15 protein-coding genes are annotated in these 20801 nt (G+C 44.4%); 7 read left to right on the forward strand and 8 right to left on the reverse strand.

Annotation, left to right across the window (positions count from 1 at the left end):
* Positions 1–92 precede the first annotated feature (92 nt).
* Together OL444_RS13600 and OL444_RS13605 are read left to right on the forward strand one after the other, a co-directional pair.
* Positions 93–1448, forward strand: a complete 1356-nt coding sequence (locus tag OL444_RS13600) for a DUF5074 domain-containing protein (RefSeq protein WP_264732648.1) — start codon at positions 93–95, stop codon at positions 1446–1448.
* Between the two features lie 228 nt (positions 1449–1676).
* Positions 1677–2981 (forward strand): DUF3108 domain-containing protein, encoded by a 1305-nt coding sequence (locus tag OL444_RS13605; protein ID WP_264732647.1) that lies wholly within the window; start codon positions 1677–1679, stop codon positions 2979–2981.
* 89 nt (positions 2982–3070) lie between these two features.
* On the opposite strand, the gene OL444_RS13610 is transcribed toward OL444_RS13605, so the two are convergent.
* From OL444_RS13610 to OL444_RS13635, 6 genes are all read right to left on the reverse strand, one after another.
* Positions 3071–3862, reverse strand: a complete 792-nt coding sequence (locus OL444_RS13610) for a hypothetical protein (protein WP_264732646.1) — start codon at positions 3860–3862, stop codon at positions 3071–3073.
* Positions 3863–3879: 17 nt separating this feature from the next.
* Positions 3880–4671 (reverse strand): hypothetical protein, encoded by a 792-nt coding sequence (locus tag OL444_RS13615; RefSeq protein WP_264732645.1) that lies wholly within the window; start codon positions 4669–4671, stop codon positions 3880–3882.
* Between the two features lie 27 nt (positions 4672–4698).
* The gene (locus tag OL444_RS13620; RefSeq protein ID WP_264732644.1) at positions 4699–8202 is read right to left on the reverse strand and encodes a TonB-dependent receptor; all 3504 of its coding nucleotides are present in this window, start codon (positions 8200–8202) and stop codon (positions 4699–4701) included.
* 77 nt (positions 8203–8279) lie between these two features.
* Positions 8280–9308: a FecR family protein gene (locus OL444_RS13625; RefSeq protein WP_264732643.1), complete on the reverse strand. Its 1029-nt coding sequence runs from the start codon at positions 9306–9308 to the stop codon at positions 8280–8282.
* Between the two features lie 61 nt (positions 9309–9369).
* Positions 9370–9945: an RNA polymerase sigma-70 factor gene (locus OL444_RS13630; RefSeq protein ID WP_264732642.1), complete on the reverse strand. Its 576-nt coding sequence runs from the start codon at positions 9943–9945 to the stop codon at positions 9370–9372.
* Positions 9946–10241: 296 nt separating this feature from the next.
* The gene (locus OL444_RS13635) at positions 10242–10706 is read right to left on the reverse strand and encodes a DUF6194 family protein (RefSeq protein ID WP_264732641.1); all 465 of its coding nucleotides are present in this window, start codon (positions 10704–10706) and stop codon (positions 10242–10244) included.
* 69 nt (positions 10707–10775) lie between these two features.
* Between OL444_RS13635 and OL444_RS13640 the strand changes: the two genes are divergently transcribed.
* Entirely contained in the window at positions 10776–11108 is a 333-nt protein-coding gene (locus tag OL444_RS13640) for a winged helix-turn-helix transcriptional regulator (RefSeq protein WP_264732640.1), read from the forward strand.
* Between the two features lie 52 nt (positions 11109–11160).
* Here the strand turns inward: OL444_RS13640 and OL444_RS13645 are convergent, their stop codons facing one another.
* Complete coding sequence (locus OL444_RS13645; protein ID WP_264732639.1) at positions 11161–12432, reverse strand: cytochrome P450; 1272 nt, start codon at positions 12430–12432, stop codon at positions 11161–11163.
* Between the two features lie 439 nt (positions 12433–12871).
* Positions 12872–13039: a class I lanthipeptide gene (locus OL444_RS31935; RefSeq protein ID WP_371878160.1), complete on the reverse strand. Its 168-nt coding sequence runs from the start codon at positions 13037–13039 to the stop codon at positions 12872–12874.
* 669 nt (positions 13040–13708) lie between these two features.
* Here OL444_RS31935 and OL444_RS13650 point away from each other — a divergent pair.
* The 4 genes from OL444_RS13650 to OL444_RS13665 all read left to right on the forward strand — a co-directional run bounded on the left by OL444_RS13650 (position 13709) and on the right by OL444_RS13665 (position 19558).
* Entirely contained in the window at positions 13709–14206 is a 498-nt protein-coding gene (locus OL444_RS13650) for a ferritin (protein WP_264732637.1), read from the forward strand.
* A gap of 588 nt (positions 14207–14794) precedes the next feature.
* Positions 14795–16762, forward strand: a complete 1968-nt coding sequence (locus OL444_RS13655) for a glycoside hydrolase family 97 protein (RefSeq protein ID WP_264732635.1) — start codon at positions 14795–14797, stop codon at positions 16760–16762.
* A 16-nt stretch (positions 16763–16778) separates the two neighbouring features.
* Positions 16779–18761 (forward strand): glucosidase family protein, encoded by a 1983-nt coding sequence (locus tag OL444_RS13660; protein ID WP_264732633.1) that lies wholly within the window; start codon positions 16779–16781, stop codon positions 18759–18761.
* A 233-nt stretch (positions 18762–18994) separates the two neighbouring features.
* Positions 18995–19558 (forward strand): LURP-one-related family protein, encoded by a 564-nt coding sequence (locus tag OL444_RS13665; RefSeq protein ID WP_264732631.1) that lies wholly within the window; start codon positions 18995–18997, stop codon positions 19556–19558.
* Positions 19559–20801 lie beyond the last annotated feature (1243 nt).

The following is a 20801-nucleotide window of genomic DNA, read 5'->3' on the forward strand; positions in this document are numbered from 1 at the left end:
GCTGTATGAATGATATAAATGAGATAATGGAGCCTGCTCCTTTTGAAATAGTAAAATACAGATAAGAGAACATCAATTAGTAGTCAAGCATTATGAAAAAAAGCGTTTTAGCATTGGGGGCGTTGATCGCCGTTGTAACAGTTTCCTGTTCCAAAAAAGATAACACGGAGCTACTGCCTGTTGAAGTACCTGCCGTAGCTATTGTAAATGTATTGTCGCAGAATACGGTAGCACAGGAAGATACCTTGATTTTTAAAGTGAAGGCCGTACAAGGCAGTACTTTTGCGTGGTCTGTAGATGGGAAGGATGCTGGAGTACAGGATACCATCTTTAAATTTGTATCCGATGATTTAGGGGAGCATACGGTAAAGGTAATCGCCTCCGGAAAGGATAAACAAGTATCTGCTCAGACAAGTATCGCGGTACATGGCAAATACAAATACGGTACGTTTGTGTTGAATGAAGGCAACATGACAACGGAGAACGGGACACTGACCTTTATCAGCGCTGGTGGCGTGGTGACCGATAGCGCCTACTTTAAAGCGAATGGTACACAGCTGGGCAACGTCGCACAGGATTTATATATCCACCGTAACAAGCTTTACATCATTTCTCAAAATGGTAAAAAGAATGCCGTGGGCAATACGTTTGATAATGATGGTATGCTGATCGTCGCCAATGCAGAAACACTTAAAAAAGAAGCTGCCTACAATGATGAGCTGGCGACCCTTAGCTGGCCCAGTCATGTGGCGGTACTCAATGAAGAAAACATCATCATCCGCGATAACAATGGTTTATACCGATTCAATCCGCTTACCAGAGCGCTGACCTTTATTAAAGGATCCCGGTCTGCTGCCAAGCTGACGTTGGCTGTTTCAAATAATAAGTTATTTGCGGCGGCTGGTTCAAAAGTATATGTCGTGGAGGCGGATAAAGACACCCTGACGTATGCTTTGGATATGAAAGCATCGGTAAGTGGTGTCCTCAAAGCTAATGATGGCAATATCTGGGTATCTACTACCGGTGCGCCTGCTAAAATTTCCAAGATCAATTTCAGGGATTATTCTTTAATAAAGGCCAACGAAATCACCGCTGGTAGTGTAAGCGCTGGTTTTGGTGCTACGCCTGGCATTACGGCAAAAGGAGATACCCTTTATTTTAGCGGTGCAGGCACTAAAATATACCGTCATATTTTCAGCCTGGGATCAACGGAGTTTATGGTGGATGCAAAAACCAAAGTGGAAAATGCCAATATTGTATATAACAATATAGCTGTGCACCCACTTACCGGTGAAGTTTACCTGAACACCATTAAAGGTTATGGCTGGAATTATCTGGTGAATAATATCAGTGCCTTTAACTTTAACGAAGGGGTTAAGGTAAGCGCTAACTATAAAAACTATACTAATTTCCCTGCAGGTATTTTCTTTACCTACTCTTTTAATTAATAGAATCAGTGATTAATACAGAAGGTTGCCTTAGCATTAAGGCAACCTTTTTTTGTTGATGACAGATTGAATCCGGTTATGAATAAAGCGGACATCGGTTTTCCGTTCCCGCTCTTCATGGTTGTATCTACCCGAAAACAGGTAGGTTTATCCCCCCTGATCCGGCGTGTACGGATTCTGTTGAATTACCTATTTTTGTATTGTTAGTTAAACAACCATAATAACACTATGCTGTCTCAATTTCGTAGATTAATCTTACTCTCTTTTGCTTCACTTTCTCTGACTGCTATGGGTGGCAAGGCCCGGGCGCAGGAAAAATTCGATAGCAAATTACTGAAGAGCGGTAAATATACCCTCGCCTGTTACGTAGTAAATAATGGCGACGAATCGGCCATCGGCACCTTTACTATCGGTATCAATACTGCCAACGATAAACTGGCCTTAACCACTATCACAGCGCTTACCGGCATGGAAGCATGGATGGATACTTCCATCTCTAATCTGAACAACTTCAAACCCGTTTACCGTGCCTCCCACAGCAGCCTGAAAGATATGGTGCTGCACTTTGGAGACCACGTTACCGGTTATCACGTAGATAAGAAAACGGGTAAGAAAACCCAGATCAAGGAAGCGGGCAACCAGTATTTCCTGGATAGTTATACCTATCCGTTTCTGCTGTCGCTGCTGCCGCTGACTTCCGGCTACAACACTGATTTACCCGTGTATGAATACAAGCCGGAGAATAAGACCAACCTGAAAAAGGCGATCGTAGAAGAAGTGAAGAACAACACCTGGGTGAGTAAATACACCGGAAAGCATGATGTGTGGGAAGTGACCGTAGTAGAACCTTCCACGGAAGAAAGGTCTGTTTCCTACATCGATAAGAAAACCCGCCGGCTCTGGCAGGTAGATATGTGGAGCAATGGACAGCAGATCCGGATGGTAGATACAGAAACAGATTTCAACTCTATTAAGGCGCCTTTCGATAAAGAAGCAACGATGAAAATGGTGAAAGGTGGTAATGCCATTATCTCCGGTCAGGTGTTTGCCCGCGATTTCACTGATAACGGTACTATCTGGGCCAAAATGCAGGTAGTGAACCTGCAGGCTAAGCAGGTGGCGCCCCGTGGCACCCAGGTAATCCTTATTCCTTACAACGATTATTTCAAAGAATGGATCAAGGTAAATGAAGCGCAACGAAAAAAAGGAAGAGAAGGTATTGCCTTATCAGATGATGCTGCCCAGTGTATCAAAACTACACGGGTATACGATGAGCAGGGACATTTCGAATTTGTGAACCTGATGCCTGGTGATTACCTCTTGTATACGGAGTTCGGATACGACCATTCCTACAGTCAGGCAGAAGTGGTAGGTTATACCGACCACTATATTAACGGAATGTTCCAGGGTACTTCTACGAACACGGTTAACCGGAACTACAGTACCGGCGCGGGCGCCGTGGTGAAAAAGGTGGTAACGGTGAATAAAGCCGGTGAAAAAGTGGAGGTGAAGCTCAAGAAAACTCATGCCTGAGTATACGTCATTAAAAAGGGGTCGCATACATACATGTATGCGACCCCTTTTTAATTGGTTCATTCACCGGGATAACCAGCCATATATACTTACCAGGGTCTGTCCGGATGGAAAAATAAGCTGGATTTTTCTAACTGAGACCTACCGGGCACAATAAAATACGCTTGTACGATACCTTTCTCGCCTCCGATGGGCAAGGCCATCCCAAAAGCAGAAAGTTTGCTCATACTTTCACTGTCCTGAAATGCCCATTGATCAATCGTACCTGCTTTCGTAAAGCAAATGTAGCTGCTACTCAGCATATTTTTGCTGTTGAAATCTGCGGATGGAATATAGTCTGTATAAAACCAGGTATTAGCTTTTACATTTTTAGCCAGGTTTTGTCTGAATTCCTGTCCGGTATTATTATCGATTCTGTAGAGGAAAACATCGAAAGGTGTTTCGTTGGTGGCATCATAGATGTAAAAAACCAGTTTGTTGGTAGCGGCATCCGCTGCCGGCACTTTTATCTCCAGTTCTTTCCCATCTAAATAAATAAAATTATAAAAAGCCTTTGTTCCACTGGCCGGAAGCGGTTTATTAAAGAGCTCTTTTTGCGTAACAGGATCTGTAATGGTGACTGAACCTGGATTTTGTCCTGAATAATAAGTATATACTGTATTAAAAGGAGATACGGCCGCCGGGGGAATCGTTGATTTTTCCCGGGATGAACTTTTTCCGTACCGGGTAGTATCTATGGCTACCTCCAGCTCGTTGGTGCTGCCGTTGTATCCGTTGATTACGATATGAATTGATTTTTCTACACGGAGGTCATCCTTGTTGCAGCCGGCAATGAGCAGGGCAATGATGGCAGGGATGATTAAATATATTGCTAATTTCATGAGTTGTTTTTTATTGATTATTGCTCCAGTATTTTGGTAAAGGTGATATTAGGATCTGATTCGTCTTCACTGAAGATATATATAGCAGAAGAAGCGACTGATGCCACCGGTGTAGGGGCAGTAGAAGCAGTTGGATGCCAGTTATATCCAGCGGCGGCTGTATAGAATTCATTCGTGCCAGCTTTGTAAATATAGGCCCTGAACAATACGGCAGTATTTTGTCCATTATATTTTTGCCCGGAAGTCGAGAAGGTTGGGATGGTTACTGGTGTACTGAATTCATAGGGTTTTACATTTTTAATTCTGACGATTTCTTCAAATACTTTTGGTGTGAAATAATACTTTATTAGTACAATGTCCACGGGATCGGCATAGTTAGTTAACGTAGGCATGAAAAAATAACTGATGGTTAATTTTTTATCCTGTATTGGCTGTTTTTCAGGTATGTCGATTACTTTACCTTTTGTATAAAGAAAGTTGAGTCTGATGGCGCCGGCTTTCCTTTGTATATCTCTTTCCAATACTACTTTACCTGAGTTTTGTTCCTTTATCATCAGCTTCATCTGCGCTTGATTTTCCCGGAAGGTATAGGCATTTAATTGGTCCATGATGCTATTGGAAGCAAAGGGATATTTGAATGAACAGGTATCCAGTTTTACTTCCAGCGGTTCATCACTGGCATTATATCCTTTCACGGAAACAGGAATAATATCTTCCTTGGAGAAAAAGTTATCCTGACCTTTGTTGCAGGCTGCTATTGTAAGCAGCAGGGCGCCTGTTAATAGGAGGTAGAAATTATTGCGTTTCATTTTAGTTTTTTTGATGATCAGGTAAATTTAGAAGGTATAGGAAAGGGAGAGACTAAAAGAGGTACCGACTTTGCGAATAAAGGTTTCCTTGTCTCCAACTTTTGTTTTGCTTTTCCCATCCGGGGAAGTCTCGTACTCACCTTCATCATATTTCTGCGAAAAACCTGGTTTCCATTCAAAGATGTCTTTCCATTCGGTGGCGCCGGTAGCATATATATCCGCCATCGTCATGCCTTTCCATTTGTCGAGTAGCTGATAGGTATCGCTGCTGTTGATATAGAACCGGTAAGGACTGTTTAACAGGTTACTGAAGTTGAGCTTTACCTTTAACTTTTTATCTTTTAGAAAATCATAACTCAGCTGCGCATCCAATTGGTTACGGGCCCGCTCATATTCTACGATATCCGGTGTTAAGCCGGTGATAAAGGTTTTGTAACCCATATGGTTAAACGCCACATTGGTGCCGAAACGGTTGCCAGCATATTGCAATCCTATGTTGTATAATACAGGTATCTGTCCGAATAAGGGTCTTTTTTCCTGCAGCAATACCTTGGTGCGGTACTCATAGTTTTTCCCATATTTATCGGTGCCCATGCTGGCGCCAATATATTGACTGGCCTGTACATCAGAGGTCTGCAGGGTCAGGTTTCCATTCAGGAAGATGTTATCCAGGAATTTCCATCCGGGATTGATAAAGCCCAGGCTTTTGCGCAGGTCGAATTCCAAGCCATTGACCTTGGCCCAGTCTGAGTTTTGGGTGACTACATATACTCTCATGCTGGCATCCAGCTGTGTGCGGTATAACTCCACCGGTTTATCGAAATACTTATGGAAGTAACCTACAGAGATAACCTCACCGGGGTTAGGGTACCACTCGAGGCGGAAGTCGTAGTGGGTAATCAGGGTAGAGAGTACGCCTTCATTCCGGCGGATCGCCCCAATAGCAGGGTCAAAGCGAACCATGCGGGAATTTTCAATCAGGGCTGGTCTTACTACTGATTGTGCATAGGCAGCCCGGATATTGAAATTGCTAAAGGGAGTCACGGTAAGATTGGCAGAGGGCAGATAGCGCCATTTCTTTTCTTCAGTGGCCGGATCGGCAAAAGGTGTAACTATTTTCCCGGTTTCGGGATCAACAAACCTGTTTTTTTCCCCTTGTTCTATCTGGGTACTGATGGCCAGGTCATTGGCGCCGCTTTTCAATCTTTCATATTGGTAAGACTCTGCCCGTATGCCCCAGACGAAACGTAACCAATTGGCAAAGCGGTTATCCATCATACCGTAAAATGCCTGGTTGGTATTTTTTCCTTCATATCCGCTTTGCGAAAAGCTGGCCGGATAGTATAACAGATCGGTCAGTGGATTTTTGAATTCCAGGTATTTACCCCATTCCTGCACAGGAATGTAGGGGTATACGGTATTGGTAGTTTGCACAGCTCCGATGGGTAAAAGTGTCCAGTCATAAATGCCATGACGTTCCATATACTGATAGCCTGCTTTGGCGGTTTGTTGCTGACCGAGTAGTTTGAAACGATAGCTCAATGCTGCTTCGGCTACTTTATTGGTTTCTTCATAGCTGTATTGCGCACGGTTAAAGGTGCCTCCTCCCGGGTTGGTAATGGCGCTGGGCATGATATTATAAGAAATGCCGTTGAGCGTGCTGGTAGGTTTCAGCCAGGCTTCCACAGCATCTTTCTCGTGGTTGGTGAGTTTATTGCGCGAAATATTCCAGTCGAAACGGAATGCGCCAAAAGTATGTTCTCCATTGATGCGGTTTTGCAGGAGCTGGAGAAATTTAGGGCGATCAAATTCACTGATGGCCGGGCCTTCCTCATAACCAAGTGCTTCGCCATAGCCAACGGTACGAGTAAACTGGTTATTGAACACCCGGGAATAAAAATTGCGGGAGGTAATTTTATGGTGCTTTGAACTCCAGCCCAGGTTGAGTAATGCTGCCCAGGTGGTGTTGTAATTGTATTGATTGGCGTAAGTTGGTTGCAATTCCTCCCCGGTTTCCACATTATAGCGACGATTGCCTGCCTTTTCCCAGTCACCACGCTCCGTGTGGGAAATATCATCGATCGATTGTTCGTTACGGAAGCTCAGGGAGCTTACAAAACCCAACTGGCTGTTTTTGAGGCGCAAGACACGTCCTAAGCTAACCTGGTAGTTTTGGCCGGGTTGTGCTTTATAAATCCTTGTGCCTATCCGCTCCAAACCGCCGATTTTTTTATTTTGTGCGGCAATCATGTCTGGTCTTATTGGAGTAACACCCGTAGAAGGAACGTCATAAGGCTTGGTGGGATTATAGTTTTGCTGGGTAAAGATTAAAAGATCTTTAGGGAAATGATCTCTGCTGCCGTCATCCAGCCCAAGGAAATCTGTTTTACCGCGGCCATATCCCAGGAAGTCCTTTCCGGTACTGCCATTTGTATATTTACTGCCAATGCCGATGGTGGTAAAGTTCTGGTTGGGGATGGCGAAGGTATTGATTTGTATCAATCCGCCACCGAAACCAAAACTCATATCCGGGGTAGCTGTCTTAGATACAATAACATTATCTATCAGGTTGCTGGGGATGATGTCGAACTCGAAATCACGCACCTGTACATCCGTACTGGGGAGAACGGCGCCGTCCATCATAGCCAGGTTGTAGCGTTCCGCAATGCCTCTTACAACTACCCGGCGGTTATCGTTGGTACTCACCCCGGATATGCGTTTCAACGTTTCTCCTATATTTTTATCAGGTAAGGCGGATATCTGCTCACGGCTGATACCATTGATGATGCCGGCTTCGTTTTTCTGCCGTGCATAGAGTGCGTTAGCGGTTTCTTTCCTGGCGGAGGAAGTAACCACTACGCTATTCAAGGTTCTTTTCGATCTTTTAAGGGTGGCATTTAATACAAAAGCCAGGTCGCCATTCACGTCGATATCCGTTATCACCTTGGTACCATATCCAATAGAGGAAATTTCAGCACTGTATTTACCATTGGGTAAGGTAATATTGAAAGAGCCATCAAAGTTACTGGTAGCGCCGGTGCTGCCGATACGTATGGTTACCAGTGGTAAAGGTTCACCGGTTTCATCGTCCATGATTTTACCGGTGATACGTCCCGTTGCTGGCTTCGCCGGAGGTGTATCTGCCTTTTTAAGCAGCAGGATCATGTTGCCTTGTTGCTTAAAGGTGGCATTGGTGCCATTCAGCAATTGCTCCAGCACAACGGTCCATGGTTTTTGGGATACGTCGATCGTAACTCTTTTTTCGGCATTCAGTACATTATCCTGGTAGTTAATGGAGTATCCGGTTTTTTGTTCTATTTCCCTGAATACTTCCCGCAACATTTTATTCCTGGCAGAGAGGCTGATCAGTGCTTTTGTATTTTGCGCCAGGCAGGGAATACTGGTAAGCAGCCAGCAACAAAAGGTGACAGTTGCCACGCAAACGGTTATACTTCCCGGAAACCACTTTGAAGTGCCCCGCTGTAGTTGCAGTAACTGTTTTAGTGAGAAAAATTCTCTGATAAAATGCATACTTTTGAAATTGATTTAAATGTTCATGATGTGTATTGTGGACTTTCCCGCCCTGGTCTCAACAGGGCGGTTTTTATTTAATTGCAGCTGTTACCCGATACTTCTATCAGACTATCTTTTGTCAGGAACCGGACCTCACTCATGAGTGCCAGTGTTGCCATGATCTGTTTGGCAGTCATCTGTTTGAACTTTACACTGTAGGTACAGGAAAGCACACGGTTGTTTTTTACCTGGAAGTTTAACCCGTAGGCGTTTTCCAGGTCGCTCAGGATAATTGACAGTGGGGTCTGGTCATAGATGAATTCGCGGTTTCTCCATGCGCCGATCGATGCAATGGGCGTTTGACTTTTCTTCCACCCGGTTGAATGCCCGCTATGATAAGTAGCCTTTTCGCCTGGTGTCAGCAACGTGATGGCATCCTGCGATGGTTGACCTGTAATTGCTACCTGTACTTTACCCGTAGCTACTGCTACTTCTGCCAGGTCCTGTTTACCCGCGGATCGGATATTAAAAGAGGTGCCCAGTACGGTAGTGGTGAAGGTAGCCGCATGAATGATGAAGGGATGATCCAGGTCTTTATTCACTTCAAAAAATGCTTCCCCATTCAGGTAAACTTCCCGTTTATTTTCACTGAATACAGCAGGATAGCGTAAGGTGGTTCCGCCGTTTAGCCGGATACGGGTACCATCCGGCAGCAGGACTACTTTGGAAGTCCCCTTGGCGGTTGACACGCTATCCATTTGTAGCGTTACAGCCAGATGTGGGGAAGGAGCGGGAGAAAAGCGCTGGTACATGAGCAGGCAGATACCCAGGAGTATGGCCGCTACACAGGCACGTTTGAGGTAGTATAGCAGGGTGGGCGACTTTTTGTTGGTTGCTTGGGTAGGAGTAACCCCTATGACAGGCCGTAATATACGTTCTTCCATGCCGGCAGGCAGGGTGTAACCAGGTGTATGCTCCAGTATACTTAAAGGCAACAGGTCATCAGCTAAGCCAGGCGAATGCGCATGGTCAGTCATGTATTGTTGCAACATGGCTTTCTCTTCCGGGCTGGCCTCGCCGGCCAGTACTTTTTGTGTAAGGGCTTGTGCCTGTTGAATATTCACGTTGACAAAACTTTATACTAACAAGTACAAAATTTTGTATCCCTACCCGTATCCGGCAATGTTACCAAATTATGAACAAAAAACTGACAATGCAGGGCGTAGTTAATTTATGCCTTAATAATTGTAAAGATGCTGAAATATGTTTTTCTACAGTACGGGGAGAAATGTTCATCTGTGCTGCAATTTCCTGGTAAGACATTCCTTGCTCTCTGCTCAGTATGAAAGCCTTGCGACGTTGTGCGGGTAATGTTGCCAGTGCTTCATAATAACAGGTTTTCATCTCATTGAGGTGCATGGATTCTTCTACATGATTATAGGAGGCGGATAGATCATCTTCCAGGGAAGCGGTTACCGGAGTAGCCAGCACCGCCTGTTTAAGATGGTTGTATAGTTGATTCCGGGCACTTACAAACAAATAGGCTTCGATGTTTTTTTCTGTTGAAAGGCTGTCCTGTTTTGTCCATAAGTTAGCAAATACCTCCTGTAACAGGTCTTCGGCTACAACATCGCTTTTTACATATTTTTTGAAATAAAAGAAGATTTTAGCGCCATAGGTGCGAAATAAGTGTGTAAACAACTCATGTGCAGGAAGGTTGTTGGCCTCAGGTAAGGCGATATGTAGGATCCTATGTGGCATTATTTAAAAAAGCAAAGAAAGAGAAATATTATTAAAGTAATGTTAAGTCTTTGTCAATGACGAGGAGGTGGTGAAAAATAGGGGAGATGGGGTGGGGACTGACGACTATGATAACCATTAACAAGGGGCGACGGATTCAAGCTATTGTTATTATTGTTTGTTTTTATGTCCTGCCTCATAATACGGCGCCCTCTGCGTATTATGAGGCAGGACATAAAAACACGTTTGTAAAAGAAATAGCAGGAAGTCTGCGGACTGTTGGCTGCATGTTTATTTTTCTCTCTTATTAAACGCCACTATTCCGCCTGCTTCCTTTTAGCCGCCTGTTTTCTGTCAAACCGCTCCTTTGCCACGCCGTGGGCTTCCGCTATATACCGGATTGTTGCCGGTAACTTATTTTCATCAGGATTCAGGATACAGATAAAGTGCTGAGCCGCATAATCCGGATGCGGCATAAAGCTGTTGAGCGTCGTATAATCCCATACGGTGGTCAGGTCTGTGAACAGCTGATGAAAAGTGTTTTTTGATAGCCCGATATTGACCCGGAATACCCCCTCCCGGTTCAGGTTTGATTGATGATCATACTCATTGTCGGCGGTGGCAATGGTGACGAAAGGTAGTACCTGATCAGCCCCATAGAAGAAGAAAATATATCCAAAACTATCCATTCGGGTGACGTTGGGCAGCTGTTCCGTAATGTACTGTTCAATGGCTTGTAATGACATAACAGGTGTGTTGTTGCTAATTGCAAACTTCGTCATGTTACCCTACATTTACAAGTAGTTACCATTTTGGTAGATAGTAACATCCAGTAAAGTAATAAGGTAAATATGGCATTACAGGAGATGGAAAAAATGAAAAAAATGATTTGTCCCTTTCAGGAGGCGATGGATCTCATATCCGGAAAGTGGACGATGTCCATCATTAATACCCTGATGGGAGGAAAGATGCGGTTTAAAGAGCTGGAAAGAAGTGTGGTGGGCATTAATACAAGAATGCTGGTGAAAGAACTGAAACAACTGGAGAGCAGGAAAATTATTCATCGGGAGGCTTTTGCCACAGTGCCGCCAACGGTGGAATATACTTTAACCGAAAAAGGCTTAACCTTAAAGCCGGTGCTGATGGAAATACAAGGGTGGGCCATGAAGCACATGGAGAAATAGTCCGGATAGAGACATGATCTGCACGCTATGTTTGCTGCCGGATGGAGGAGGATTATGGTTCCAGTAATGCCGGATCAAATGTGTAGGGAAGCAGGGTAGTAGGTGGTTCGGTCGTTTCCAGATTCATTCTAAGTACGGTACGTGTAGAAAAGCCGGTTTCTGCGGGTATTTTATTATCTAAAAACCGAAGATCGGAGAAATGATCCAACAGGATGTTGGCAGCGATGGAGATTTCGGCCTTAGCCAACATGGCGCCAACACAAAAATGCCGGCCGGTACCAAAAGCAACATGATTGGCACTGCCAATAAATGCTTTGTTCACATCCAGGTCTGGTCTGTTAATATCAAAAGTATCAGGGTGACTGAATTTTCTGCTGTCTCTGTTGGCGGCACCAATGATACATAATACCCTGGCATGTGCGGGAATCATACCACCAGCTATATAATAATCTTCTATTGGTTGTCTTAACATAATTTGTGCCGGTGCGTTTAAACGCAATGTTTCGGCGATCGCATGGCTAACCAGGTGTCTGTTGTGGCGTACCAACGCCAATTGATCCGGGTGTGCAATCAGGTTTCTGAATAAACTTCTCAACGTTCTGTCCACCGTTTCGATGCCGGCAGATATCAAGCTGCCAATAGCATCAATAATATCCTGGTCTGTCATTTTTATGCCGTGTATTTCAGCTGAACTAAGCAGGGAAATCAGCCCCGGACCAGGTTGTAGCCGGTATTGTCTTATCAGCGGATACATATAGTTGCATAATGCGATCACCATACGGGAGCCTTCCGCTTTAATAGCCGGATTTCCGGCGAAGTTGCCGAGATTCCGGACAATGGTTTTATAACACTGTTGAATGAAGGACAAATCTTTGGGATCTACACCCAGGATGGCTGTCATGACAGCAATCGGCAACCGGGCCGCAAAATCGCTGACAAAATTGAACTGTTTCCTGCCCAGCAATCCCTCCATCAATGCCTGTACCTGTTTGATAATGACAGGGATGGTATGCTGCATCAGGTCTTTCCCCCGTAGCGGAGTGCTGATCATATTGCGGAATACAATATGCTCCTGTCCTTCCAGTTGTATCAGTGTTTTACGGAACATGTGGCCAAAAAGATCATCATTGCAGGCCGTTGAAAAGAGGGGGTCTTTCAGTGCCAGTGCCACATCTTCATAACGGGTGAGCAGGTAGGCATTTGTAGGCGCATGAAAGTAAAGGGGATACCTGGCCTGCATAATGCGATAATAACGAAAAGGGGATTTCAGAAATTCCGGAGAATTGTAATCCAGTTTAAAGAGTGACGGACGACTATTTTCCATAAACGTATTGCTTTATTGAAAACAAGGATGCGGATCGGGTATTTTAGATGCTTGGTCAGGGGCCCGGAGAACGCCGGCACTATTTCGGGAGTAGGGGTGTCAATACATTTTCGAAGCAATGGAAATAGTGAGGCGCTACCTTACGAATGTACGGGTATTAATTGAATGTTTGCCGGAACAAATAAAGGGAGGGAATGAAGGAGCCTGTTTTTAAATACAGCTTTACCATATGGAGATGATCTGTTGGTAACTATTACAGCAGGCTTCCTTTTAAAACCTGCTGTAATAATTTGCTCATAAATACATCGTTAGAAAGGAAGACACTTCCCTGGAAATTCATTAACAGTATAGCCCGGATGAATACCGCAAATGAAAACAGTAAAGTAGCCTTTTATAAAACACTTAATAGCTGGTGCTATTAATGCCCTTGTGTTTTACACTAACAAATACCCGCATTCTGTGAAATGCAGGGAGTATAGCTATCGCACTGGCATATGCTGGGTTGCAGTGTCAGTGGGCCTTTCCCGCCGTTGATGGTTTCAGTATGCTGCAGTACAGCAATTTTAATTTTGTTCAGACTTAATTTTTTTGACATTTTTTTCTTCATGGATAATTGTTTTTATAATGGACGTGAAATAAAACGTGGACTTTTAACAAAGAGGTGCGTGTATACAATAATCAGCAGAGATCATCCGTGTTATGGAGGAAGATCCCATCATGGTGTGACAGGTGGTTAATCATTGTTTGCATCTATATAAGGGTATGCTGTTGGTCTGTTCATAGCGGTTTCCGGCGCGATAAACGCTTCCTGCCGGGCAGGTTTTTAAAAGTGGACATGTTCATTTGACAGACACAAATATTCGACTTTTATCAGAATAGTAGCTGATGGAAATTACCTGTTTGTTTGCAAATTTTAACAAGGCTGTTTCATCATTAGCAGAGGAGAATGATCGGAAAAAGCAGCCCGATGTTACCTGGGAATATACCCTGTTTTTGATGGCGGCTCCTGATAAGTACCGGAGGCTGCTATTATTGGCACCGGAAACCGCCCCCGTTTTTTCCGCTTTTAGCCACCGGTATCCAATGTGAAGCCTTGATTGGGGGGCCGTGCATCCTTATTGCCAGATAAGGGCCCCCGCTTGTTTACAGGCGGTTTTTTCCATGGAAAACGGCTATTAGTCTTTGTTAAATAAAATTTTCGGCCAAAAAATGTGTAATAATTAGTATTTTCCTTATCATTACTCAATTGTCTTGTCAATCGTTTAAATAAGAAAGTATGTTATCACAGAAAATGAAAGATGCGCTCAATGAGCAAATACTGATGGAAGCACAATCCTCACAGGCTTACCTGGCAATGGGTAGCTGGTCTGAGATTCAGCCTGGTTTGAAAGGGGTAACAAAATTCTTTTTCCGTCATAGTGATGAAGAGCGTATGCATATGTTGAAGTTGATCCATTATGTGAATGAAAGAGGTGGATTTGCCATGATACCAGCCCTGGAACAGCCGGTAATGACCTTTGTTTCACTGAAAAGCGCCTTCGAACAGCTGCTCAAACATGAAATCAGAGTGAGCGAAAGCATCAATAACCTGGTAGAAATAGCGTTATCTGAAAAGGATTATGCTACCCATAATTTCCTGCAATGGTATGTAATGGAACAAATGGAAGAAGAAAGACTGGCAAGGGAATGTAATGACAAGCTGGAGATGATCGGTGAAGATAAAAGCGGTCTGTATCTCTTTGACAGAGACGTGATGACCTTAGATCAGGAATAGGCAATTCGTTAACCGGTACTTTTTAATCCGGTTATGAAACCATATAATAAAGCTTTGATGTAAGTAATTACAGGAGATCTTTTAACAAATGATCTGTTGTAATTACTTACCCGATAAAGTAAATACCCCCGGGACTTTCTCTTTCCCACATCCGTATTTTCGCAGGGAATCCCGCATAATTTCCACATAACCCCGGAATAATATGCCAGTACTAGCCTGCCAGCGTATCGCTTATCGTTAACACCCCCATTTTATTCGCGCAAAGTTGCCGCAAAACCTGTTTCATCATGCTACTGCTGTTTCCCATCAACATAAAGGGGAATAGTAGGCCACTACGGCTTTCGCTATGTTTATAACAGCATTTGAATCGTTGCCGATGGTCCGGACAATTACGTTAAAATATGCGTATTACTGGATAAAAACGGGTACAGGCCTAATAGCGTAATCTCCTAATTTCGCACGGCCCGCGATATCGTTGAACCATAGCCGTGCCTGTTGTATCATCAGCTCACCTGTGCTGATTGTATTGAACAGGCGCGTAAAACAGCTCATCCATTGTCCCCTTTTTTTCAAAATAAGCATGACTATATGAAACCATACTTTGTGTATTGTCTGACTATCTGCCTGGGTTTTGCGGCAGGATTGCAGGCACAGGATTATCGGCTCTCTTCTCCTGATGGAAAAGTCACCGTGGCCATCTTTGTAAAGGATAGTTTACATTTCTCCGTAAGCAATAACAAGGAAATCTGTATTACGCGAATGGATGCACACCTGGCACTCGCGGGAGGCAAACAGCCTGGTATTGCAGGAAAGGTCGTCCGGGCGGCAACAAAAAGTGTACAGCAGCAGATCAAACCTGCGGTACCTGTTAAGAACAGTGTGATCGACGATCAGTATAATGAGTTGAAACTGTTTTTCAGTGGCCAATACCGGTTCGTCATGCGGGCATATAATGATGGCGTGGCCTACCGCTTTGAAACAGATTTTCCCGACAGCATCACGGTGATACACGAAACGGCTGATGTACATCCTCCGGCGGGTAGCCAGGCCTATTTTCAATGGGTGAAAAAGTGGATGAACCATTATGAGCATACCTACGAACAGCTGGGAGTGGATAGCCTGACAGCTACCCGCGTCACCCAGCTGCCTTTATTGATAACTACACCACAGGCCGGAAAAGTATTGATTACAGAGTCTGACCTGTATGACTACCCCGGCCTGTATTTTACGGGTAACGGCGACGGGACGATGAAAGCAATTTATCCGCCGGTAGTTAAAACAGAGCGTGTCAACAAACGGGGCACAAAAGATTGGGACCGGCGTTTTTTTCCGATCGAAAGTGAACCATTCATCGCACGTACTGCCGGGAGCCGTACTTTCCCCTGGCGTATTCTCGCACTCGCCCAAACGGACATACAATTGCTGAACAATGAAATTGTTTATAAGCTGGGCGCTCCCAATAAGCTGGCCAATACAGACTGGATCAAACCGGGGCAGGTGGCCTGGGATTGGTGGAATAACTGGGATATTACCGGAGTGGATTTCCGGGCAGGCGTTAACACGGCTACCTATAAGTATTACATTGATTTTGCTGCTAAAAATCACATCCCCTATATCATCATGGACGAAGGCTGGTATGAACTGGGCGATCTCACAAAAATATCACCGGAGGTAGACGTAAAAGCGATTATTGATTATGGGAAGCAACGAAACGTTGGCGTGATCCTGTGGTGCGTATGGCGTACGCTCGATGAGCAGCTGATGCCGGCGATGAAACTGTTCCGGGACTGGGGCGCGAAAGGCATCAAGGTGGATTTTATGGACCGCGATGATCAGGCTGTAGTAAATTTCTACTGGCGTTGTGCAGCGGCAGCAGCGGAACATCAGCTGTTGGTGGATTTTCATGGCGCACACAAACCTGCCGGTATCAACCGTACCTGGCCTAATGTGCTCAACTTTGAAGGCGTGCAGGGAATGGAACATAATAAATGGTCCGATAAGAATGCCAGCCCGCAGATGGCAGTAACGTTACCGTATATACGGATGTTTGCCGGTCCGATGGACTATACACCCGGTGCGATGCGTAATGCACAGCAACGCGATTTTAAAATAATATATGACAAGCCTTTTGGCCAGGGCACCCGCTGTCAGCAGCTGGCGATGTATGTGTTGTATGATGCCCCTTTACAAATGCTGTGTGATAATCCGGTAGCCTATGAGAAAGAAACGGAATGTACGGCGTTTATTACACAGATACCGGTTATCTGGGACCAAACCATTCCACTACAGGGGGAAATTGGAGAATACCTGGTGATGGCGCGTAAAAAAGGAACCCGCTATTATCTGGGGGCGCTCACCAATTGGACGGCCCGTGATATCGTCACCGATTTATCCTTCCTGCCGTCAGGGACACATCGCATTACCATCTTCAAAGATGGCATCAATGCCGACAGGAATGCTACGGATTATAAAAAAGAAGTACAGATGCTTACCAACCGCGACAGCCTGCGGGTACACCTGGCTCCCGGTGGTGGATTTGCTGCTATTATTGAATAATTGAATGGTCACTATTATGAAAAGAAAAGGAATCTGTTTGCTGATACTGTTATGTATCTGTAGGGGCGTCATGGCGCAGGTACCTCGATGGACACTCGCTAAGGATGGAGGTATCAGCTGGGTCGTTAAAGAAGGAGATATACATACCGACCAGATCGAGATGAGCGGCAAACAAATATCAGCCATTGTCACCTATGGAACGGGGGAAAAGGGTAACCTGGTATTAAAGCAGCAGCTGGTATTTCCGCTGTTGCGCACGATTCCCAACAATACCCATGCAAGCCTCACTGCAAAGTTTGATGGCAGTGAAACGCCGCTTGTTACGGTAAATGGGGTACAGATGCAGGAAATACCGCAGGATTTTTACCTGAAAGGATATATCCGGGTTCATTCCCGTACGAATACCCCACTCACGGTAACGGATATCCTGTTCCCAACGATTGACAAGGCTGCTTATATCCGGGAGCGGGAATTCGTTAATAGTTCCACACAGACCTGTAAGGTCAAAATTGATAGTCTTACTACCAGTATACATACCGATCCGGCTAAAGGCGTAGCGGGCGCCTATAATATTACGGTTGCGGGGAGTATACATGGGGAATACCATATACCGCCGGGAGGAAGCCTGAAATGGGCCATTATATATACCGCCGGAAAAGCTCGGGTGCCACCCTACTATTATGCTTCGTCCTATGAATGGGCGAGGAGAAATGCATTTGTAGATGGTCTGATGCAGGACCTGGTACTGGAAACGCCGAATGATACCATTAATCGTGGCTTTGCCTTTGCCAAAATACGGGCGGTAGAAAGTATTTATGATACCAAAGCAGGGCTCATGCATGGCCCTGGTGGCGGGGCTTATTATGCGGCTATCTGGGCAAATGACCAGGCGGAGTATGCGAATCCGTTTTTCCCTTTTTTAGGGAATCTCAATGGGAACGAATCTGCTGCCAATAGTTTCCGGTTGTTTGCTAAGTATATGAATCCGGATTACCGGCCTATTCCCAGTTCTGTGATTGCGGAGGGCGATGGATACTGGAATGGCGCCGGTGACAGGGGCGACCAGGCAATGATTGCCTATGGCGCCTCCCGTTTTGCACTGGCCAGCGGCGACGTCAATACTGCCCGCCAGGTGTATCCGCTTGTGCAGTGGTGTTTGCAATACCTGGAGCGAAAGAAAATGGCCAATGGTATCATTACCTCTGATGCGGATGAACTGGAAGGAAGGTTTCCGGCAGGTAAAGCAAACCTGTCTACCAATACTTTGGCATACGGTGCGTATGAAAGCGCTGCGGCATTGGCTACCTCTCTGGGGCAACCGGATACCGCTGCTATATACCGCACCCGTGCACAGGAACTGGCAGCAGCCATAGAACAGTATTTCGGGCATGTTGTACAGGGGTATGATACTTACCGGTATTATGAAGGAAATACCGTGCTTCGTTCCTGGATCTGTTTGCCCCTTACCATGGGGTTGTTGCAACGTAAAGCAGCAACGATACAGGCATTACTATCACCGCATCTATGGAGTAAGGATGGTATCCTCACGGCGGCCGGCGACCACACTTTCTGGGACAGGTCTACCTTGTATGCCTTCAAAGGACTTTTCTTTGCCGGCGCTACCGATACGGCTCTCACGTACCTGGCCTATTATACCCGGCAACGGTTACTGGGTGAGCATGTGCCATATGCGGTGGAAGCCTGGCCAGAGGGTAACCAGCGGCATCTTTCAGCAGAAAGCGCGTTGTATTGCCGTATCATGACAGAAGGGCTCTTTGGTATTGTACCTGCCGGTTTGCGGGCTTTTCGTATGTGCCCGCGCCTGCCCGCAGTCTGGAACCATATGGGGTTGAGACATGTCAGGGCTTTCGGCGCTGATATGGATATCCGGGTAGAACGGCGGAAAAAACAATATCATATAACGGTCACAAATAAACGACAACTCATTCTCAGTACTGCCTGGAATGGTAAAGATGTTGTTAAAGTGGAGTTACCATAATTACCCAAAATAACCCGGGAGTCCCTGCTACTATATATGTAGATGAAGCAGCCGACATATGGGAAGTTGGTGTAGACCTATTATACAAATAAGCCGGTGTTACCCACCGGCTTATTTTATTGGGATATGCTGTCATAATCAATACACTTACGGTTAATTACCTGTCGTTATATCAGCGGATCATCTATTCATGAAATCAGGAATGTTATACTTTTGTGTGGAGATATGTACCTATGAGATTATTTATTTATCAGCGCGGTAGTAATTATAAAATCTATCAAGATAATCAGGAAGACCTGCTTTTTGTGGGAGAGTGGTATCGGAAGTGGAATCAGGGAAGACAGTTACTGCTGACGGATTTACAAGGGAATCCCTTGCTGACGGCAAAGGAAACGGATTATAAATGGTGGAAATGGAAACGAAACAGGCCATATAGATTGGTGTTGTTGCAGGAGCAACACACCTTTGATTTAACCTGTGTGCACTACCGGCAACAACACTGGCAAATGACTGATGGGAAAGATATATATGATTATTATGTACACCGGAGGCATTTGAAATCTATCTTTAAAAATGATATACAAATCGCCGGTATTAATAAAAAGATCTTTCACTGGTATCAACATGATACACTGTATATAGATCTGGATAGGGATGTAAATCCCTTGTTGCTGGCGGGATTAGCTTTAACCTTTGATATGGGAGAAGATAAAAGGGAAGGAACTGTTACGATTGACCTGGGTACTATTTCCCTATCGAAGAGGAGGGAATATAATCAGGAATGGTCTCCTAAGTAAACAATAGAAAATGACAGGTTGGATATAAAGGTTGCTGTATGCAGCCTTTTTTTGTTCAAAGGATGAAAGGAAGTATGATGAGGCTGTTGGTGCAGCTAGAAAACTTGATGTGCATGAAAGAAGAAAAACCTGGAGGCAGATGGTCTGGCTGGAAAATAAAAATCGGTCGCTGCAAAAATATTCCATCAATAATAGCATATAGCTACTATCCATTTTACGAAATGAGAAGGGGCGAATTGTTGTGTGATGGGCCATAGTAAAGGTTTTTTTCAGATAAGTATCATGACCTGCCGGTAGCTTGAAAATATCTGCGATATGACTGCAATGTAAACTGCTTTTGATACTCCATACAATTGCAGTATATGTGAGGGCATTGCTGTGTATAATAGTGCAGTCGGTTTTTTTTGCAGTGGCGTCGTAGTGGTCACTGCCATATGATTGCTGGTGAGAATGCCTGTTTTCATGAGATAACGTGTACGTGTTTTGTTAAATCACAGAAGCTGTTAAATTGCGGTCTGAATATAATGTGAATATGGTTGGGTGAAGGAGCATCAATTGTTATTTATTATGTGCCTGGACGGGTTGGGTTTGGTTGGTGAGAGAGGAAATAGTGCCGGATGATTTGATAAATTGGCGCTGTGTATTAGTTAGTCATCCATACTTTATTAGATGTATAGGTGGGTCAGTGTATTTTTGTTTGACAAGTGATGCGTTAGGATGGTGTTGTAGTTTTTTCATTGAAAGAAGAGATATTCCTGCAAAAAGGAGCGTTGTTTTTTATCGGACGAGACCAGCTTGTGTTGTGCTGTAATTGCCTGCCAGTATGTATTTTATGTAAATTGTTTGTGCCTGTTTGCTATTGTCTTGTTAATAGGGTAGTATGTATTACTGGTTTTAAGTGTCATGAATGGCATCAGATAATTATATGAAATTCGATGCATTGTTTTAAAAAGTATGAAATGAAATATGCAGGCTAAATATTGATTAGTATGCGGTAAAATTGTACTTTTTTTTATCGATGAAGTGTTCTTGCGGTATCGCTGAATAACTTTGATAACCGTAAAATACGACACCAGTATTTTTGTCTTTATGAACCCAAATCCTCCATGCTAATTTTTTAAATATATCATTAATTAATCTCAAAGAATTTTTTTTAGATGATCCTAATGAATCTGATTCCCTTAGAAAATAACGGGATGTAATACCTCCTGTCCGAATAACAGGATTTTTGACCATTAACGTA

It is taken from the genome of Chitinophaga nivalis, from assembly GCF_025989125.1.
Lineage (GTDB): Bacteria > Bacteroidota > Bacteroidia > Chitinophagales > Chitinophagaceae > Chitinophaga > Chitinophaga nivalis.

What these genes read in the sequence shown, in the direction of transcription:
- OL444_RS13600 (WP_264732648.1), top strand. Translation starts at nt 93, where the DNA reads ATGAAAAAAAGCGTTTTAGCATTGGGGGCGTTGATCGCCGTTGTAACA.
- OL444_RS13605 (WP_264732647.1), top strand. Translation starts at nt 1,677, where the DNA reads ATGCTGTCTCAATTTCGTAGATTAATCTTACTCTCTTTTGCTTCACTT.
- OL444_RS13610 (WP_264732646.1), bottom strand. Translation starts at nt 3,862, where the DNA reads ATGAAATTAGCAATATATTTAATCATCCCTGCCATCATTGCCCTGCTC.
- OL444_RS13615 (WP_264732645.1), bottom strand. Translation starts at nt 4,671, where the DNA reads ATGAAACGCAATAATTTCTACCTCCTATTAACAGGCGCCCTGCTGCTT.
- OL444_RS13620 (WP_264732644.1), bottom strand. Translation starts at nt 8,202, where the DNA reads ATGCATTTTATCAGAGAATTTTTCTCACTAAAACAGTTACTGCAACTA.
- OL444_RS13630 (WP_264732642.1), bottom strand. Translation starts at nt 9,945, where the DNA reads ATGCCACATAGGATCCTACATATCGCCTTACCTGAGGCCAACAACCTT.
- OL444_RS13635 (WP_264732641.1), bottom strand. Translation starts at nt 10,706, where the DNA reads ATGACGAAGTTTGCAATTAGCAACAACACACCTGTTATGTCATTACAA.
- OL444_RS13640 (WP_264732640.1), top strand. Translation starts at nt 10,776, where the DNA reads ATGGCATTACAGGAGATGGAAAAAATGAAAAAAATGATTTGTCCCTTT.
- OL444_RS13645 (WP_264732639.1), bottom strand. Translation starts at nt 12,432, where the DNA reads ATGGAAAATAGTCGTCCGTCACTCTTTAAACTGGATTACAATTCTCCG.
- OL444_RS31935 (WP_371878160.1), bottom strand. Translation starts at nt 13,039, where the DNA reads ATGAAGAAAAAAATGTCAAAAAAATTAAGTCTGAACAAAATTAAAATT.
- OL444_RS13650 (WP_264732637.1), top strand. Translation starts at nt 13,709, where the DNA reads ATGTTATCACAGAAAATGAAAGATGCGCTCAATGAGCAAATACTGATG.
- OL444_RS13655 (WP_264732635.1), top strand. Translation starts at nt 14,795, where the DNA reads ATGAAACCATACTTTGTGTATTGTCTGACTATCTGCCTGGGTTTTGCG.
- OL444_RS13660 (WP_264732633.1), top strand. Translation starts at nt 16,779, where the DNA reads ATGAAAAGAAAAGGAATCTGTTTGCTGATACTGTTATGTATCTGTAGG.
- OL444_RS13665 (WP_264732631.1), top strand. Translation starts at nt 18,995, where the DNA reads ATGAGATTATTTATTTATCAGCGCGGTAGTAATTATAAAATCTATCAA.